This is a genomic window from Ruminococcus sp. 5_1_39BFAA, from assembly GCF_964240875.1.
Classification (GTDB): Bacteria; Bacillota; Clostridia; order Lachnospirales; family Lachnospiraceae; genus Blautia_A.
Genome location: NZ_CAXSVO010000001.1, coordinates 188,805 through 207,593, shown reverse-complemented (window position 1 = coordinate 207,593; position 18,789 = coordinate 188,805). Strand labels below are relative to the sequence as shown.

The window sequence follows — 18,789 nt, the reverse complement described above, 5'->3', positions numbered from 1 at the left end:
GTTGCTATAGAGTATAATGTATTTATATGAAATCATGGGGCTGTGAACTGGAAACGTCTTTGGAAACGCGGAGCAACGGCTGTCTTCTGTGAGAAAGAGCCTTCCATGGGAAAGGAGAATCATGGAAAAATACAATACAAGCGATATCCCCAAAGCCCCCAGAATATCCAGACTGGTGGACAATCTGTTTGAGAAAATGCCGGAAATCGAATCTGCCAGAGCGAAGCTTATTACGGAGTCCTACAGAGAAACGGAGGGGGAACCCATTATCACCCGCAGAGCAAAGGCGTTTGCCCATATTTTGCGGAACATTCCTATCATCATACGTGATGAGGAGCTGATCGTGGGCAGCACCACCATTGCTCCCAGGGGATGTCAGACATACCCGGAGTTTTCTTATGAATGGCTGGAGGGAGAGCTGGATACGGTCGCATCCAGAACTGCGGACCCCTTCTACATTTCCGAGGAAACGAAGGCAGACTTAAAAGAAGTTCACAAATACTGGAAAGGCAAGACCACCAGTGAGCTTGCCACCTCTTATATGGCACCGGAAGCCATCCGTGCCATTGAACACAATATTTTTACACCTGGAAATTATTTCTATAACGGTGTAGGCCATGTAACGGTGAAATACTGGGAGGTTTTGGAAATCGGCTTTGAGGGCATTATGGAAAAAGCCCGCAAAGAGCTTGAAGGATGCCGCCTGGGAGACGGAGATTATGCGAGGAAATCCCATTTTCTGGAAGCTGTCATTTTAAGCTGTCAGGCTGTGATCGAATACGCACAGAGATATGTACGGCTTGCGGAGCATATGGCATCCCAGTGTACGGATCCTGCGAGAAAAGAGGAGCTTTTGACAATTGCCCGGAACTGCAGCCGCGTTCCGGCGAAAGGGGCCTCCAACTTCTATGAGGCGTGCCAGTCCTTCTGGTTTGTGCAGCAGCTCCTTCAGGTTGAGTCCAGCGGCCACTCTATCTCACCGGGACGATTCGACCAGTATATGTATCCTTATTATAAAAAGGACAGAGAGAAGGGTGCCATCACCAGGGAATTTGCCCAAGAGCTGATGGATTGTATCTGGGTAAAATTAAATGATTTGAATAAATGCCGTGATGCTGCTTCCGCAGAAGGCTTTGCAGGCTACAGCCTGTTCCAGAACCTGATCGTGGGCGGACAGAATAAAGACGGTGAGGATGTGACAAACGACCTTTCCTTTATGTGTATCCAGGCATCCATGCACGTGCATTTGCCGCAGCCGTCCTTGTCCATCCGTGTATGGAACGGTTCCCCTCATGAGCTTTTGATCAAAGCGGCTGAGCTGACCAGAACAGGTATCGGACTTCCGGCATACTATAACGATGAAGTGATCATCCCATCCCTGCAAAACCGGGGACTGACACTGGCAGATGCCAGAGAGTATAACATTATTGGCTGCGTGGAACCTCAGACGCCGGGAAAGACCGAAGGCTGGCATGACGCCGCATTCTTTAATATGTGCCGTCCGCTGGAGCTTGTATTCGGAAACGGAAAGGATCAGGGCGAGATGGTGGGAATTCCTACCGGGAATGTCACACAGATGAAAACCTTTGAGGAGTTCTTTGACGCTTACAAAAAGCAGATGGAATACTGTATTTCCCTTTTAGTAAATGCAGATAATGCCATTGACGTGGCTCATATGGAAAGATGTCCGCTGCCATTCCTTTCTTCCATGGTGGATGACTGCCTGAAGGAGGGCAAGTCCGTGCAGGAAGGCGGCGCGGTATATAACTTTACCGGACCCCAGGGCTTTGGAATTGCAAATATGGCAGATTCTCTCTTTGCCATCCGCAAGCTGGTATATGAGGAGAAAAAGTTCACAATGGAGGAACTGAAGGAAGCCCTGATCTGGAACTTCGGCAAAGGGCTTGACCAGCAATCCATACAGGAGCTGACTGCCGGAATCCTGAAAGAGATGCAGAATGCAGGTAAAACTGTGAATGAAGAGACTGCAGCGGCTGTTGCAGGCTCTGTTGTGGGAATCGCCCCTTCTGCTGATAAGATGGCAAGATACAAAGAAATCCATGACCTTATCGAGGAAGTGCCGAAATTCGGAAATGACATTCCGGAGGTTGACTATTTTGCCAGAGAAGTGGCATATACATATACCAGACCTATGGAGAACTTTAAGAATCCGCGAGGCGGCATGTTCCAGGCCGGATTGTATCCTGTATCTGCAAATGTTCCGCTGGGCGCACAGACTGGCGCTACACCGGACGGCAGATATGCTCATACGCCTGTGGCAGACGGTGTTTCCCCGTCAGCAGGAAAGGACGTAAACGGGCCCACTGCGGCAGCTACCTCCGTATCCCGTCTGGATCACTTTATCGTATCCAATGGAACTCTGTTTAACCAGAAATTCCATCCTTCTGCACTTGCGGGAAGAGAGGGACTGGAGAAATTCGTGGCGCTGATCCGCTCCTATTTTGATCAGAAGGGTATGCACGTTCAGTTTAATGTTGTAAATAGAGAAACGCTTCTTGATGCCCAGGCCCATCCGGAGAATTATAAGCATCTGGTAGTGCGCGTGGCAGGTTACAGCGCTCTGTTTACCACGTTGTCACGTTCTCTGCAGGATGATATCATCCGGCGTACAGAGCAGGGCTTCTGATGTATGGAAATTGGCGCCCTGCAAAATACCGTAGTGGGTACAGGAGGAGAGTATGGATTATTTAGACAGAACCGGAAGGATTTTTGATGTCCAGAGGTATTCCATTCACGATGGTCCTGGGATACGCACCATTGTCTTTCTGAAGGGTTGTGTCCTGCGGTGCCGCTGGTGTTGTAATCCGGAATCTCAGGAGTACCGGATCCAGACCATGAAAATGATGGGCGAAGAAAAAACGGTAGGCAGGGATGTGACAGTCCGGGAAATGATCGATCTGGTGGAAAAGGACAGAGCTTACTACTACCGTTCCGGTGGGGGGATGACCCTTTCCGGAGGAGAGTGCCTTTGCCAGCCGGAGTTTTCCCGCGATCTTCTTCGTGCGGCGAAGGAGCGGGGAATCAACACTGCCATTGAGAGTATGGCATGTGCACCCTGGGAACGTATTGAGATGATCCTTCCTTACCTGGATACGTATCTGATGGATATTAAGCATACCAATCCGGAGAAGCATAAGGAATTTACAGGCAAGCCCAATGAGCTTATGATGGAAAATGCCAGAAAAGTCGCCCTTTCCGGGCAGACGAAGCTGGTGATCCGGGTACCGGTTATTCCTACCTTTAATGATACGATAGAGGAAATCCAGGGAATCGCAAACTTTGCAGCCACTCTTCCCGGTGTGAAAAAGATTCACCTTCTTCCGTATCATCGTCTGGGACAGGATAAGTACGAAGGGCTTGGCAGAGAATATCTGATGCCGGATATTGAACCGCCGGCACCGGAGCATATGGAAACATTAAAAAAAGCAGTCCATGCTGTATGTACGCTGGACTGTCAGATAGGCGGATAAAGGAATCCCCGGAAAACCCATAAAAGGTTTTCCGGGGATTCTGCGTATATATACAGTGCTTTAAAGCGGAGAGGCTGATGGCCTGCGGTTTGATTTTAAAACATCTATCAGTTTCCTTGCGGCAACACTCTGGGGTCTTGTCGCGTCACGGACAAGGTAGAGAGTTCTCTCCGGAACTGGTTCCACCAGCCGGATGTGTACCGCCTCGCCCAGTTCAAGAGCGCGGGAGGCCAGCTCCCGGGGATAAAAACCGATTCCAAGATTATGGCGGATCATGGGAAGGATCAAATCGGCAGTTGCAGCCTCAATATCCGGCTGAAAGGCTATATTGTGGCTGAGAAAATAGCGGATATACAGTTCTCTGGTGCTGGTTCCGCTTCCAATGGAGATGAAAGGATAATCCTGTAGTTCGTGAAGCGTCTGCACCCGTGAGGCCATATCTGCATATTTCGGCCCGCCCAGAAGAATTTCCTGGAACGAATAGAGCGGAAATTGCAAAAGGGGTTTTTTAATATTGGTTGGGCTGGAAACCACAGCAAAATCCACCAGCCCGCTTTTCAGGGCATCAACTGCCTGGGGGCTGGACTGGTTAAAAATCCTCAGACGCACATGAGGGTAGTCCTGGTGAAAGGTTTCCAGGATATCCAGTAAAAGAATGCGCAGCGCAATCTCGCTGGCGCCGATCGTGATCAGACCGCTTTCCAGACCGCGGTCTTTTTCAATTTCCTTTTCTCCCAGGGAAAGCTGTTGAAACGCCACAGCTACATGTTTATAAAGCCGCTGTCCCTCCGGAGTCAGGGTAACGCCCCGGTGGGTTCTGACAAAAAGCTTACAATTCAGCTCCTGTTCCAGGTTGTTCATGCAGCGGGTAATGTTTGGCTGGTTATTGTTCAAAAATTCTGCTGCCTTTGTAAAGCTTTTGTACTGGCAGACGAAATAAAAAATCCGGTAATAATCAAAACTGACCATTTGTTAAGATGCCTCCGTGTTTTGCCTACAGTATACGGAAAGGGTCAGGGCATTGTCAATATGAAAGATGCGAAAAAGAAATGTTAAATGTTAAAAAAATATCAAAAAGGGGTTGTTAAATTATTATCATTGTGGTATTCTAATAATGCGGAGCTAAACAATTATGAATGCGGAAAAAGAGGGAAAAATTCTCCATTTTTGTTTGAGAACAAACCAAAAAGCGTAGAATAAGGTTGTGGTTCTGCATTTTTTAGTTTGTTTATTGTTAAAAAAAAGACAAAATGAAAGGAGTCATGTATGAGCAGCAAAATTACTATCATCGGAGCAGGAAGCGTAGGTTCAACGATTGCGTACACATTGGCAAATGACGACATTGCTTCCCAACTTGTACTGATCGACATCAACAAGGAAAAGGTTGAAGGTGAGGTACTGGACATTGTACAGGGTACCTGCTTCAGAGACCCAATCTCCATGGTGGCAGGAGATTACGAGGATGCAAGGGGTTCTGATATTGTAATCATTACCTCAGGAATTGCTCGAAAACCCGGACAGACAAGAATCGAGCTTACCCAGACCAATGTGAATATCCTGAAGGATATTACACCAAAGATCGTAAAGGAAGCGCCGGACGCGATCTACATCATTGTAAGTAATCCGGTAGACATTATGACCTATGTATTCACTAAGATTTCCGGACTGCCGGAGAATCAGATCATCGGTTCCGGAACCATGCTGGATACAGCACGTCTTCGCTGTGGACTTTCCGAACACTTTAAAGTGGCTCAGGGAAATATCCATGCTTATGTATTTGGAGAGCATGGTGATACCTCATTTATTCCGTGGACAGGAGCTTATATTTCCGGTGTCAGCACAGATGAGTATTATGAGATCATGAAGGCCCATGGAAAAGATGTGGAAAAACTGGATAAAGATGCCATGCTGGAGTATGTACAGAAATCCGGCGGAAAGATCATCTCCAAAAAAGGAGCAACCTTCTATGCTGTTTCTGTCGCAGTCTGTAAGCTGATTGGAATCCTGCTGGCAGCTTCGGATTCCATTACAACCGTATCTTCCATGATGCACGGCGAATACGGCATTGAGGACGTATGCTTAAGCACCCTGACATTGGTAGGACCCAACGGAATTCAGGGAAAGGTGCCTATGCGTATGAACAAGACAGAGATCGAGCAGCTTAAAAAGAGCGCGGATGCTTTGAAGGCTGTCATTGCACAGATTGAATTATAGAGAGGATCATGAAATCATGAAGTACAGTTATTATCCGGGGTGTACCCTGAAAAACAAGGCAAAAGACCTGGATGCTTATGCGAGAGCTTCGGCAAAGGCATTGGGCTTTGAACTGGAAGAGATCCAGGACTGGCAGTGCTGCGGGGGCGTTTACCCTCTTGGAAGCGATGAAATTGCCACCAAGCTGTCCTCCGTACGTGCTTTGAATCAGGCAAAGGAAAAAGGCCAGGCACTGGTCACTGTCTGTTCAGCCTGTCATCATGTCATCAAACGGGTAAATGATGATATGAAAAACGTGGATGACATTCGTACCAGGGCAAACAATTATCTGAAACTGGAAGAAGCCTACTCCGGGGAAACAGAAGTTCTTCACTATCTGGAAGTTCTCCGGGACAAGGTTGGCTTTGATGAAATAAAGAAAAAGGTTGTCAATCCATTAAAGGGAAAGAAGATCGGCGCTTACTATGGCTGTCTCCTTTTAAGACCGGGAAAGATCCTGGAATTTGACAATCCGGAGAATCCGTCTATTATGGAGGATCTTATCCGTGCCATCGGCGCAGAGCCGGTGATCTACCCGTACCGCAATGAGTGTTGCGGAGGGTACATATCCTTAAAGGAAAAAGAAATGGCACAGAATATGTGTAAAAATATTATGGACAGCGCAAAGGGCTTTGAGGCAGACATGCTGATCACCGCATGTCCTCTCTGTATGTACAATCTGAAGAAAAACGGAACAGGAGAGGTTCCGGTTTACTACTTCACAGAGCTTCTTGCAGAGGCGCTGGGCGTGAAAGAGGAGGTGGCAGAATAGTGGAACGGAAAAATAAAAACGCGGCAGTCCGTATTAAGGAAATCTCCGGCACCAATCCTCTGAAATGTATGAAATGCGGAAAATGCTCTGCTACCTGCCCTGCTTTTGAAGAAATGGACATTAAGCCTCATCAGTTTGTGACCTATGTCCAGAATGAAGAGATCGAGGCTCTGGCACAGTCAAAATCCCTGTGGAAATGCCTTTCCTGCTTTGCATGTGTGGAGCGCTGCCCAAGGGATGTGAAACCAGGAAAGCTGATCGATGCGGCGAGACAGCTCGTGATCCGTCAGAGAGGCCAGAATTACTTAACTGCAGACGAAATCCCGGAACTGCTGGATGAGGATACCCCGCAGCAGCTTCTGGTCAGTGCACTGAGAAGATACAGGAGGTGAAACGCAGGTGCAGAGAATAGGAGTATTTGTATGCCACTGCGGAACAAACATCGCAGCCACAGTGGACGTGAAAAAAGTAGTGGAGATAGCTGCAAAGGAGCCGGGCGTTGTCCATGCAGAGGATTACCAGTATATGTGTTCCGAAGCGGGCCAGGCAAAAATTGTGGAAGCCATCAAAGAAAAGAATCTGACAGGAGTGGTTGTCTGTTCCTGTTCCCCCCGTATGCACGAGGCGACCTTCCGAAAAGCTGTCCAGAAGGCCGGTTTAAATCCATACATGGTAGAGGTTGCCAATATCCGTGAGCATTGCTCCTGGATTCACAAGAATGTGGAGGAAGCGACAGAAAAAGCAGTGATCCTGGCAAGGGCAGCCATCGCAAAGGTGAACTTAAACGCACCCTTACAGCCGGGAGAAAGCCGGGTTACAAAGCGCGCGCTGGTGATCGGCGGCGGTATCGCCGGAATCCAGTCCGCCCTTGATATTGCAGATGCAGGCTATGAAGTGGATATCGTGGAAAAAACTCCAAGTATCGGAGGAAAGATGTCCCAGCTTGATAAGACCTTCCCCACACTGGACTGTTCTGCATGTATCCTGACACCAAAGATGGTGGAGGCTGCAGCCCATGAGAAGATCAATATCTTTACATACAGCGAGGTGGAGAAAGTATCCGGTTTCGTAGGCGACTTCACGGTAGATATCCGCAAAAAAGCAAGAAGCGTAAATATGGACAAATGTACCGGATGCGGTGTATGCTCTGAGAAATGTCCTTCCAAAAAGATTCCAAACGAATTTAACCGCGGTCTGAACAACAGAAGCGCCATCTACATCCCCTTTGCCCAGGCGATCCCAAATGTCCCGGTGATCGACCGTGAGAACTGTATCAAGTTTAAGACCGGAAAATGCGGAGCCTGCTCCAAGGTCTGCCAGGCAGGTGCCATTGATTATGAGCAGAAGGATGAGATCGTGACCAGAAAATACGGAGCCATCGTGGTCGCCACAGGCTTTGAGGTTATTAAGCTGGATAATTATGACGAGTACGCATACAGCCAGAGTAAGGATGTGATCACGTCCCTGGAGCTGGAGCGTATCATGAATGCGGCAGGACCTACAAAGGGTCATCTGGAGCGCATGTCCGACGGCAGAGCACCGAAGAATATCGTGTTTGTACAGTGTGTGGGAAGCCGCTGCGCCGACGACAGAGGAAAGAGCTACTGCTCCAAGATCTGCTGTATGTACACAGCAAAACACGCAATGCTGATCCGTGACAAATATCCGGATGTAAATGTAACGGTCTTCTATATCGATGTCCGTACCCCGGGCAAAAACTTCGATGAGTTCTACAGAAGAGCTGTGGAAGAGTACGGTGTGAACTACATCAAGGGCCAGGTAGGAAAGGTAATTCCACAGCCTGACGGAACCCTTCTTGTCCAGGCATCCGACCTGCTGGAAAACAGACAGATCAAAATGGAAGCAGATATGGTGGTTCTGGCAGCAGCTATCGAGCCAAATCCTTCCGTGCGCAAGATCGCTACCATGCTGACAGCAAGCATTGATACCAATAATTTCCTGACAGAAGCACATCCGAAGCTTCGTCCTGTAGAGTCGCCGACAGCAGGTATTTTCCTGTCCGGTGTCTGCCAGGGACCAAAGGATATTCCGGAGACAGTCGCCCAGGCAGGAGCTGCTGCTGTAAAAGCCATCGGGCTACTGGCAAAGGACAAGCTGACAACCAACCCGTGTACTGCTCATTCCGATGAGCTTATGTGCAACGGCTGTTCACAGTGTGCGAATGTGTGTCCTTACGGGGCGATCTCCTATGAGGACAGACAGGTAAATGACCATGGAATCCGTGAAACCCGCCGTATCGCAGTGGTAAATAACGCATTGTGCCAGGGCTGCGGCGCATGTACCGTAACCTGCCCGTCAGGAGCCATGGATCTGCAGGGATTCTCCAACAGACAGATTTTAGCGGAGGTAGATGCAATATGTCGATAGAAGCAAAAGAAGAATTCAGACCGAAAATCGTGGCATTCTGCTGTAACTGGTGCAGCTACGCAGGAGCGGACCTGGCGGGAAGCAGCAGGCTTTCCTATCCGGCGGATGTAAAGATCATCCGTGTACCATGCTCCTGCCGTGTAAATCCCATGTTCATCCTCCGTGCTTTTGAAAAAGGAGCAGACGGCGTGATCATGTGCGGCTGCCATCCGGGTGACTGCCATTACAGTACAGGAAACTATTACGCAAGAAGAAGAATGACGCTGCTCTTTTCCATGCTGGATTTCATCGGTGTGGAAAACGGACGTACCCGTGTGGAGTGGGTATCTGCCGCAGAGGGTGTAAAATTCTCCCAGACCATGAACGAGTTTGTGGAAAAAATTTATTCTCTGGGTAAAAACGTGAGATTGGAGGATTTAAGATGCAGGAATTGATAAACCGTGCAAAAGAACTGCTGGCAGACGGAACAGTAGCCCGGGTTCTTGGCTGGAGAGCCGGAGACCTGCCTTACAATCCGGAAGCAGCGTACTTTGAGACACCGGAAAGCCTGGATGGTTTTGTATACAACGGGTTCTGCGGTGCAAATTTAAGCAAAATGATGATCGAGGCTTGCAAGCTGGAGGGAAAGACCCTTGTCTGTTTGAAGCCCTGCGATACATACAGTTTTAATCAGCTTCTTAACGAGCACCGGGTAGACCGGGAAAAGGCATACATCATTGGTGTGGGATGCAAAGGAAAGCTGGATGCTGAAAAGTTTAAGAAACTGGGAATCAAGGGAATCCAGAGTGTTTCCGGTGCGGAGCTTACCGATGAGTGCGAGACTCTGACCTTCCAGACTATTTATGGCGAAAAGACCTGTGCATACGGCGATGCCATGCTGGAGCGCTGCCACGTCTGTAAGGGCAAGGAGCACATGGTCTATGATGAGATCATCGGCGAATCCAGGGAGACCCATGACAGAGAGCGTTTCGCTGAGGTGGAAAAAATCGAGGCCATGAGCCCGGAAGAAAAGTTCGCCTTTTTCCAGAAGGAATTAAGCAAATGTATCCGCTGCAATGCCTGCCGTAACGCCTGTCCTGCATGCAGCTGTCGCAAATGCGTGTTCGACAGCACAAAATTTGACAGTGCACAGAAGGCAAATGTGGATTCCTTTGAAGAAAAGATGTTCCATATCATCCGTGCCTTCCATGTAGCAGGAAGATGTACGGACTGCGGTGAGTGCAGCAGAGTTTGTCCCCAGGGAATTCCGCTCCACCTGTTCAACCGGAAATTCATTAAGGATATCAATGAATTTTATGGTGAATACCAGGCGGGAGAGGATGCAGAAGCAAAAGGGCCGCTGACCAGCTTTACATTTGAGGATGTGGAGCCAGGCGTTGTGGCAGAAAGGGGATAATGTATGTATAAGATAGAAAAAAACAATCTGAAGGCATTATTCCGAAAAATCGCTTCCCTTCAGGATCTGATCCTTCCTGTAAAGGTAGCGGATCAGACGAATTTCGGAATCTGGACTGAGGAAGCGGAGGTTGACCTTGTGACCTTAAAAACCGTGAAGTCCGGAAAAGACGCTTTCTTTCCCCAGAGTGAAACCCTTTACACCTGTGTAAAGGATGGAAAGAAGATTTCCATAGAACCGGAAGCGCTGCGGGATAAGCCCTTTGTGGTATTCGGCATGAAGGCCTGTGATGTGAAGGGCGTGGAAGTGCTGGATAAGGTTTTTCTGGCAGAGCCTGTTGATACCTTCTATGCGGCAAGACGCGCCCACGGCACGATCGTTGCAATGGCATGTCATGAGCCGGAGGATACCTGCTTCTGCAAGGTGTTCGGCACAGACTGCGCGGAGCCTTCAGCGGATGTGGCAGTGTGGATGGTAGAGGAAAGTCTTTACTGGAAAGCCCTCACAGAAAAGGGCGAGGCTCTTACGGACGCTGTGAAGGAACTCCTCACCGACGGGGATCCTCAGGATGAGCAGAAGCTGGAAGCGGAAAAGACAGCAATCCGTTCTATCGTGGAAAAGCTTCCGTACACAGATCTTTCCCTGGAGGGCTGGGACGGAAATGCTACCGACAGCAAATTTAACTCTCCGATTTGGGAGGATTTATATAAACCATGTCTGGCGTGCGGCACCTGTACTTTTGTGTGCCCTACCTGTCAGTGTTATGACATCAAGGACTATGATACCGGCCACGGCATTAAGCGTTACCGCTGCTGGGATTCCTGCATGTATTCGGACTTTACCATGATGGCGCACGGAAATAACCGTACCAGCCAGATGCAGAGATTCCGTCAGAGATTCATGCACAAGCTGGTGTATTTCCCGGCAAATAACGATGGAATGTATTCCTGCGTAGGCTGCGGCCGCTGTGTGGAAAAGTGTCCGTCTGCCTTGAACATTGTAAAGGTTATCAAAGCCTTTCAGAAACAGGAAGGAGGACAAGCATGAGCGAATGTACCTGTCATAAAAATTATACGCTGGATACCCTGATCCCGAAGGTTGGGGTGATCACAGATATCCGTGAGGAGACACCGGATGTAAAGACCTTCCGTGTGAATGCTCCGGAGGGAGGGAAGCTTTTTGAGCATATGCCCGGTCAGTGCGCCATGCTGTGTGCGCCGGGAGTCAGCGAAGGTATGTTTTCCATTACTTCTTCTCCTACAAACAAGGAATATCAGGAATTCAGCATTAAGAAATGTGGTATGCTGACCGATTATCTCCACAGCCTGCAGGTTGGGGATGAGATCACGGTCCGCGGGCCATATGGAAACCATTTCCCTGTGGAGGACGTATTAAAGGGGAAAAACCTGCTGTTTATCGCGGGCGGTATCGGTCTGGCGCCATTGCGTTCTGTTATCAATTATGTATTGGACAATCGCGAGGACTATGGAACCGTGGATATCCTGTACGGCTCCCGTTCCGCAGACGACCTGGTACAGTTAAAGGAAATCCAGGAAGTCTGGATGAAGGCAAAGGATACCAATGTATATCTGACCATTGACCGTGAGCAGGAAGGCTGGGACGGTCATGTGGGATTTGTTCCTACATATCTGAAAGAAATCGGTTTTGATACAGATAAGGTTGCCCTGGTATGCGGTCCGCCTATTATGATCAAGTTCGTGCTGCAGGGTCTGCAGGAGCTTGGTTTTTCAAAAGAACAGGTGTATACAACCCTGGAGCTGCGTATGAAATGCGGCGTAGGAAAATGCGGCCGCTGCAACATCGGCTCCAAGTACGTATGCAAGGACGGCCCCGTATTCCGCTGCGACGAGGTAGATCAGCTGCCGGATGAATATTGATAAGCAATGAGCAGTGCACAGACGGACAAACGAACAGCCCCGTCGTGCTTGCACGTAAGGGGATGCTCGCTTGTACGGCTGTATAGGGCGAACGCCCTCAACCGAGATGAAGCGAAGCGTAATCGAGGTTGCAGCACTGCGGGGTAGAACGCAAGATAAACCCCGTCGTGCTTGCACGTAAGGGGATGCTCGCTTGTACGGCTGTATAGGGCGAACGCCCTCAACCGAGATGGAGCGGAGCGTAATCGAGGTTGCAGCACTGCGGAGTAGAATATGAAAGGATTGGTACCAGACATGGAAAATGAAAAAATGGTAAACGTATATTTTTTCGGTAAAAAATACAGCGTACCGGCGGACCTTACCATTATGACTGCAATGGAATATGCCGGATACACATTAAAAAGAGGATGCGGCTGCCGCCACGGCTTCTGCGGTGCATGTGCAACCATGTACCGTATCAAGGGACAAAATGAGCTGAAGACCTGCCTTGCCTGTCAGACACAGGTACAGGAAGGCATGTATGTGGCAAGCATTCCATTCTTCCCGACAGATAAAAGAAATTATGACATAAACGAGATCAAACCGGAACAGCGCATCATGATGGAGCTGTACCCGGAAATCTATAGCTGCATCGGCTGCAACGCCTGTACAAAAGCATGTACCCAGGACTTAAATGTTATGCAGTACATCGCATACGCACAGCGCGGCGAATTTGAAAAATGCGCAGAGGAATCCTTTGACTGCATAGCCTGCGGCTGCTGTACCGTAAGATGTCCTGCAGAGATCTCCCATCCGATGGTAGGTGTTCTGGCAAGACGTCTCACAGGAAAATACATTGCACCAAAGAGCGAGCATCTGGAAAAACGCGTGGAGGAAGTCCATGCAGGGGCATACGATGACCTGATCGAGCAGATTATGCAGAAGCCTATCACCGAGATGCAGGAGCTTTACAACAACAGAGAGATTGAGAAATAAGGAGGGAAAGCCATGTTTACACCAGAAATGCTTGAGTCCGTAAAAAAGGTGGAAGCCACCAGGGACGCGCGTATGGGGATGGAACCCAGACGAATGACTGCTGACGAAAAGGATGCCCTTCTGAAGGCTTTTCACCCGGACTACAAAGTTGAAGCTTTTGACGAAATTAAGATCGGACCGAATAAAGGACAGAAAGCGCCGGCAGAGCTGACACATCTCCTTCATTCCAACAGCCGTCTTTTAAACACAGAGATTGACTTAAACAAAGTTGACTACGACGTGGACGTACTGATAATCGGAGGCGGCGGAGCCGGAGCTTCCGCAGCCATTGAAGCCCATGAAGCCGGAGCAGATGTTATGATCGTAACAAAGCTTCGTATCGGAGATGCCAACACCATGATGGCAGAGGGCGGTATCCAGGCTGCTGACAAAGAGAACGATTCTCCTGTACAGCACTATCTGGACGCTTTCGGCGGCGGACATTTTGCGGCAAGACCGGAGCTTCTGAAAAAGCTGGTTATGGAGGCACCGGATGCAATCCACTGGCTGAACGGCCTTGGCGTTATGTTCGATAAGGACGAAGACGGAAGAATGGTTACTACCCACGGCGGCGGAACATCCAGAAAGAGAATGCACGCCTGCAAAGATTACTCCGGTGCGGAGATCATGCGTACCCTTCGCGATGAGGTACTGAACCGTCAGATCCCAGTGGTGGAATTCACCTCCGCAGTGGAATTGATCAAGGACGACAAGGGTCAGGTGGCAGGTGCGGTTCTTCTGAACATGGAGACAGACGACTATCTGGTAGCAAGAGCCAAGACTGTGGTAATCGCAACAGGCGGAGCCGGACGTATGCATTACCAGGGATTCCCAACCTCCAACCATTATGGTGCAACAGCAGACGGCCTTGTACTGGGATACCGTGCAGGCGCACCTCTTCTGTATCAGGATACCATCCAGTATCATCCGACGGGTGTTGCTTATCCATCCCAGATCTACGGCGCGCTGGTAACTGAGAAGGTTCGTTCCCTTGGAGCCATGCTGGTAAATGTGGACGGCGAGGCATTTATGCACCCGCTGGAAACCCGTGATGTTGCGGCAGCATCCATTATCCGTGAGTGTACGGAGAGAGGAAAAGGGGTGACCACACCTCTGGGCAGCGGCGTATGGCTGGATACACCTATGATCGAGAGACTTGGCGGGGAAGGAACCATTGAAAAACGAATTCCGGCAATGCTTCGTATGTACATGAATTACGGCATTGACATGAGAAAGGTTCCGATCCTTGTATATCCAACCCTGCACTACCAGAACGGCGGTCTGGAGATTGGCGGCGACGGATTCACAAAGACCATCAGCAACCTGCTGGTAGCAGGCGAGGCTGTAGGAGGAATCCACGGACGCAACCGTCTGATGGGAAATTCTCTTCTGGATGTCATTGTATTTGGACGTGATGCGGGAAAGGTTGCGGCAGCAAGGGCAAAAGAGGTAGAACTGGGAACCATGACGCTGAAGCATATCCAGGATTATGCCGAAGAGCTTAAGGCCGCAGGCGAAGCGACTGGTGATGTTTCTCCGCTGTTACTGCCAAAGTACGCTAGACACGAGAGATAACAAGAGGTATCATGATAGTATAAAGTGACGATTCAGCCATTGCGGCCCGTTCATGGCTGCAGAGGTGCTTTTTCCGCTGATGGATAAGCGCTATACGCGAGGATGGCAACATTCTGAAAGCAGACTTACGCGGCAGCGGCGCCATCCTTGCCCATGGACGGATCGTTGTATTCAAGACAGGAGAGTGAAATTATGCGTGAGATTAATGCAAGCCAGATTACAGATGTAGTCGAGAAGCTTTGTATCGAGGCAAATGAACATCTTCCGGAAGACGTAAAATGTGCGATCAAAACCTGCCGTGCCTGTGAGGACGGAGAGATCGCCAAGGGCGTGCTGGACAACATTATTGAAAACTTTGACATTGCTGACAATGAGTGCGTGCCCATCTGTCAGGACACCGGAATGGCATGTGTTTTCCTGGAAATCGGCCAGGATGTGCATATCGTAGGGGGTGACCTGAGAGAGGCAGTTGACGAAGGTGTGCGCCGCGGCTACACAAACGGATATTTGAGAAAATCTGTTGTGAAGGATCCGGTACGCCGGGGAAACACAGGCGACAACACCCCGGCTATGCTTTATACAGAGATTGTCCCGGGAGAGGAAATTAAGGTTACGGTCGGACCGAAGGGATTTGGCAGCGAAAACATGAGCATGATCCGTATGTTCAAGCCCTCCGCTGGTCTGCAGGGGATCAAGGATTTTATCCTTGAGGTAGTGGAAACAGCAGGACCGAATCCATGTCCTCCAATGGTGGTGGGTGTTGGAATCGGCGGTACCTTTGACAAATGCGCACTTCTGGCAAAAAAAGCACTGATGCGCCCGCTGGATTCCGAAAATCCGGATCCTTTTTATGCAGATCTGGAAAAAGAGATGCTGGAGAAGATCAATAAGCTGGGAATCGGCCCCCAGGGCTTTGGCGGAAAGACCACTGCGATCGGTCTGAATATCGAAACCCTGCCGACCCATATCGCAGGTATGCCCTGTGCAGTAAATATCAACTGCCATGTTACCCGCCATAAAACGGAGGTGATTTAAATGGAGAGAAAACGTATTACCCTGCCTCTTACTGAGGAGCTGGCAAAGACCCTTCACGCAGGCGACCAGGTGCTTCTTACAGGAACTATCTATACCTCCCGTGATGCCGGACACAAGAGAATGTGCGAGGCTTTGGCAAGAGGAGAAGAGCTTCCCTTTGATCCTACGGATGCTACCATTTATTATGTAGGACCTACTCCCGCAAAACCGGGACAGGTGATCGGTTCCGCAGGACCGACCACAAGCGGCCGTATGGATGCCTATGCACCCACTATGATGTCTGTAGGTGCCAGAGGAATGATCGGAAAGGGAGCACGTCTTCCGGAAGTTGTGGAAGCTATGAAGAAATACAGCGGCGTTTATTTTGGGGCTATCGGCGGAGCAGGAGCACTGCTTGCCAGATGTATCAAAAAATGCGAGCTGATTGCTTACGAGGACTTGGGCGCAGAGGCTTTGCGCAAGCTGTATGTGGAAGATATGCCGTTGGTTGTCATCATTGACAGCGAGGGAAACAATCTCTATGAGGAAGGCCGTGCCGCTTACTTAAAAGAATGTGCAGAGTAAAAAATGATTACCCATCCGGGTAACGGTGTGGAGAGTAAGACCATGTATCTTAAAGAAAAAGAACAGCATCCGGCAGAAGTCGGCTATGGAGAGGTTCAAATGTCAGAAGCGTTTATTAACAGCGTTTTTCTGGCCCTGTCCGGCGGTTTTCAGGATGCTTATACCTATAATGTCAGAGATAATGTTTTTTCTAACGCACAGACCGGAAATGTTGTGCTCATGAGCCAGCATCTGATGGCGGGGCAGTGGATGATGGGAATCCGATATCTGTTTCCCATCATATCCTTTGCTCTGGGCGTCTGGGTGGCTGAAAAGATCCAGGGCCGTTTTCGCTATGCCAAGCGGCTTCATTGGCGCCAAAGCATTCTCCTGACAGAAATAGTCATCCTCTTTCTGGTAGGCTTTATACCGGAAGAGTTTAATATGCTGGCAACTACTCTTGTATCCTTTGCCTGTGCCCTGCAGGTTCAGAGCTTTCGCAAGGTTCAGGGGCATGTTTACGCCAGCACGATGTGTATTGGAAATCTGCGGAGCGGTACCGCTGCGCTGTCCTCCTATATGCGGGAGCACAAGCCGAAGCAATTGGAAACAGCCGTATACTATTTCGGAATCATCTTCTTTTTTGCAATCGGTGCCGGGATTGGAGGAAACCTGTCCCTGGCTTATGGCTACCGTGTAATCTGGCTGTGCTGCCTTTTTCTGGGAGTCAGCTTTATCCTGATGTTTTTTGAGCGATTCCAATTTAAAGAGCACCATTTCTGGGATTTTCATCCCCATGAGTGAGGCCGACCTGCGGGCGGCGCGGCAAAAAATCAGTCGGAGCATCTGTCTCCGGCTGATTTTTTTGCTTCGATGCTGAAAAAGTCCCTCATTTTTTTGTTGCGACACTGAAAAAAATCCCTCATTTTTTGTTGTGACACTGAAAAAAGTCCCTCATTTTTTGTTGCGACACTGAAAAAAGTCCCTCATTTTTTTGCTGCAATACTTGAATAATTCCCTCATTTTTTTGTATAATAGATACATAGAGAGGAGAGACGAATATGGATGAGATCTATTTAAAACGGAAAATAGATGGATATTTGCGTTCGTGGAAGGAAGATCCAAACCGGAAGCCGCTGATCGTGAAAGGCGCGAGACAGGTAGGAAAAACAGAATCAATCCTTCAGTTTGCAGCAGACTCTTATGAGAGTGTCATTTATATTAATTTTGTGGAAGAACCCAAATATAAGCTTATTACAGAGAACGGCTACAAGACGGATGATATCATCCGTAACATTTCACGTATGGATCCATCGAAGCGTTTTATACCCGGAAAGACGATCCTCATTTTTGATGAGCTTCAGGAATACCCGGAGATTGCCACAGCTCTGAAGTTTTTTAAGATCGACGGTCGTTTTGACGTTGTATGCAGCGGTTCCCTGTTGGGGATCTCCTACAAGCGGATCGAAAGCAACAGCGTGGGGTACAAGACAGATTACAATATGCACTCTATGGATTTTGAAGAATTTCTGTGGGCAAAGGGCTACGGCAGCGCGGAAACCGGGGAACTGCTGCGGCATATGGAAACCTTACAGCCCTTTTCAGAAGCCATGATGAGCGTATACAGCGATTTGTTTCTGGACTATAGTATTCTCGGCGGTATGCCGGCCGTAGTGCGGGAATATATTGAAAAGGGGACCTTTGAGGGAACGTTGGATATCCAGAGACAGCTTTTGAACGATTATAAGGAGGATATCCGCAAATATGCAGAGGGAATGGATCAGACCAGGATTTTAAATGTGTTTGAGCAGATCCCGGTTCAGCTTGCAAAGGATAACAAAAAATTTCAGATTTCCAAGGTCGCAAAGGGTGCACGCTTTAAGGATTACCGCGGCTGTATTGAATGGCTGAGGGACGCCGGTATCATCAATATCTGTTACTGCCTGAATTTTCCAGAGCTTCCCCTTAAAGGGAATTACGATGACGGCAAATATAAAATCTATTTTTTTGATACGGGACTGTTTGTCGCGATGCTGGATGAGGAAGCGCAGGAGGATCTGCGGGCGAATAAAAATCTTGGGGTGTACAAGGGCGCGCTGTATGAAAACATTGTGGGCGAAGCGCTGACAAAGTGCGGCTGCGGTCTTTATTATTATAAAAAGGAAGACTCTACGCTGGAGGAGGATTTTTTTGTCAGGACAAAAGAATCTCTGGTTCCGGTAGAAGTAAAGGCAAATCGGGGAACTGCAAAATCGCTTCGAACCCTGATCAAGAGCGAACGATATCCGGATATTGAGTTCGGGATTAAGCTTACGGCAGGGAATATCGGCTGCAGCGACGGAATTTACAGCTTTCCGTATTTTTGCACATTTCTATTAAAGGAGTATCTGAAACGGACAGAGGCGGAGAAATAGCAGGCGCTTT

The 18,789-nt window shown here is 48.9% G+C and carries 17 protein-coding genes; 16 read left to right on the top strand and 1 reads right to left on the bottom strand.

Features of this window, described 5'->3' with window-relative positions:
• Positions 1-121 precede the first annotated feature (121 nt).
• Together ACESZH_RS01010 and ACESZH_RS01005 are read left to right on the top strand one after the other, a co-directional pair.
• On the top strand, positions 122-2,647 hold the full coding sequence (locus ACESZH_RS01010; RefSeq protein ID WP_373215477.1) for a glycyl radical protein: 2,526 nt from the start codon (positions 122-124) through the stop codon (positions 2,645-2,647).
• 52 nt (positions 2,648-2,699) lie between these two features.
• On the top strand, positions 2,700-3,491 hold the full coding sequence (locus tag ACESZH_RS01005) for a glycyl-radical enzyme activating protein (RefSeq protein WP_373215476.1): 792 nt from the start codon (positions 2,700-2,702) through the stop codon (positions 3,489-3,491).
• Between the two features lie 60 nt (positions 3,492-3,551).
• Here ACESZH_RS01005 and ACESZH_RS01000 read toward each other — a convergent pair whose 3' ends face one another.
• Positions 3,552-4,460 (bottom strand): LysR family transcriptional regulator, encoded by a 909-nt coding sequence (locus ACESZH_RS01000; RefSeq protein ID WP_373215474.1) that lies wholly within the window; start codon positions 4,458-4,460, stop codon positions 3,552-3,554.
• A gap of 297 nt (positions 4,461-4,757) precedes the next feature.
• Between ACESZH_RS01000 and ACESZH_RS00995 the strand changes: the two genes are divergently transcribed.
• From ACESZH_RS00995 to ACESZH_RS00930, 14 genes are all read left to right on the top strand, one after another.
• Complete coding sequence (locus tag ACESZH_RS00995; protein WP_373215473.1) at positions 4,758-5,705, top strand: L-lactate dehydrogenase; 948 nt, start codon at positions 4,758-4,760, stop codon at positions 5,703-5,705.
• Between the two features lie 16 nt (positions 5,706-5,721).
• A complete protein-coding gene (locus ACESZH_RS00990; protein WP_373215471.1) occupies positions 5,722-6,516 on the top strand; it encodes a CoB--CoM heterodisulfide reductase iron-sulfur subunit B family protein in 795 nt (264 codons plus the stop codon).
• The gene (locus ACESZH_RS00985) at positions 6,516-6,908 is read left to right on the top strand and encodes a 4Fe-4S dicluster domain-containing protein (RefSeq protein ID WP_373215469.1); all 393 of its coding nucleotides are present in this window, start codon (positions 6,516-6,518) and stop codon (positions 6,906-6,908) included. The genes ACESZH_RS00990 and ACESZH_RS00985 overlap by 1 nt, the downstream gene beginning before the upstream one ends.
• A gap of 7 nt (positions 6,909-6,915) precedes the next feature.
• Positions 6,916-8,904 carry a 4Fe-4S binding protein gene (locus tag ACESZH_RS00980; RefSeq protein ID WP_373215466.1) on the top strand — a complete coding sequence of 663 codons (1,989 nt, stop codon included), beginning with the start codon at positions 6,916-6,918 and terminating at the stop codon, positions 8,902-8,904.
• Positions 8,895-9,338, top strand: a complete 444-nt coding sequence (locus ACESZH_RS00975; protein WP_373215463.1) for a hydrogenase iron-sulfur subunit — start codon at positions 8,895-8,897, stop codon at positions 9,336-9,338. The genes ACESZH_RS00980 and ACESZH_RS00975 overlap by 10 nt, the downstream gene beginning before the upstream one ends.
• The gene (locus tag ACESZH_RS00970; RefSeq protein WP_373215460.1) at positions 9,326-10,300 is read left to right on the top strand and encodes a 4Fe-4S dicluster domain-containing protein; all 975 of its coding nucleotides are present in this window, start codon (positions 9,326-9,328) and stop codon (positions 10,298-10,300) included. The genes ACESZH_RS00975 and ACESZH_RS00970 overlap by 13 nt, the downstream gene beginning before the upstream one ends.
• Positions 10,301-10,303: 3 nt before the next feature.
• Positions 10,304-11,347 (top strand): 4Fe-4S dicluster domain-containing protein, encoded by a 1,044-nt coding sequence (locus ACESZH_RS00965; RefSeq protein ID WP_373215458.1) that lies wholly within the window; start codon positions 10,304-10,306, stop codon positions 11,345-11,347.
• Complete coding sequence (locus tag ACESZH_RS00960; protein ID WP_373215456.1) at positions 11,344-12,198, top strand: FAD/NAD(P)-binding protein; 855 nt, start codon at positions 11,344-11,346, stop codon at positions 12,196-12,198. The genes ACESZH_RS00965 and ACESZH_RS00960 overlap by 4 nt, the downstream gene beginning before the upstream one ends.
• Before the next feature lie 273 nt (positions 12,199-12,471).
• Positions 12,472-13,173: a 2Fe-2S iron-sulfur cluster-binding protein gene (locus tag ACESZH_RS00955; RefSeq protein WP_373215453.1), complete on the top strand. Its 702-nt coding sequence runs from the start codon at positions 12,472-12,474 to the stop codon at positions 13,171-13,173.
• A 12-nt stretch (positions 13,174-13,185) separates the two neighbouring features.
• Positions 13,186-14,787 (top strand): FAD-dependent oxidoreductase, encoded by a 1,602-nt coding sequence (locus tag ACESZH_RS00950; protein ID WP_373215451.1) that lies wholly within the window; start codon positions 13,186-13,188, stop codon positions 14,785-14,787.
• Between the two features lie 192 nt (positions 14,788-14,979).
• On the top strand, positions 14,980-15,822 hold the full coding sequence (locus tag ACESZH_RS00945) for a fumarate hydratase (protein ID WP_373215448.1): 843 nt from the start codon (positions 14,980-14,982) through the stop codon (positions 15,820-15,822).
• Positions 15,823-16,386, top strand: a complete 564-nt coding sequence (locus tag ACESZH_RS00940) for a Fe-S-containing hydro-lyase (protein WP_373215446.1) — start codon at positions 15,823-15,825, stop codon at positions 16,384-16,386. It abuts the gene before it with no gap.
• A 42-nt stretch (positions 16,387-16,428) separates the two neighbouring features.
• Complete coding sequence (locus ACESZH_RS00935) at positions 16,429-17,169, top strand: YoaK family protein (RefSeq protein WP_373215443.1); 741 nt, start codon at positions 16,429-16,431, stop codon at positions 17,167-17,169.
• A gap of 257 nt (positions 17,170-17,426) precedes the next feature.
• Positions 17,427-18,779, top strand: a complete 1,353-nt coding sequence (locus ACESZH_RS00930; RefSeq protein ID WP_373215440.1) for an ATP-binding protein — start codon at positions 17,427-17,429, stop codon at positions 18,777-18,779.
• Positions 18,780-18,789 lie beyond the last annotated feature (10 nt).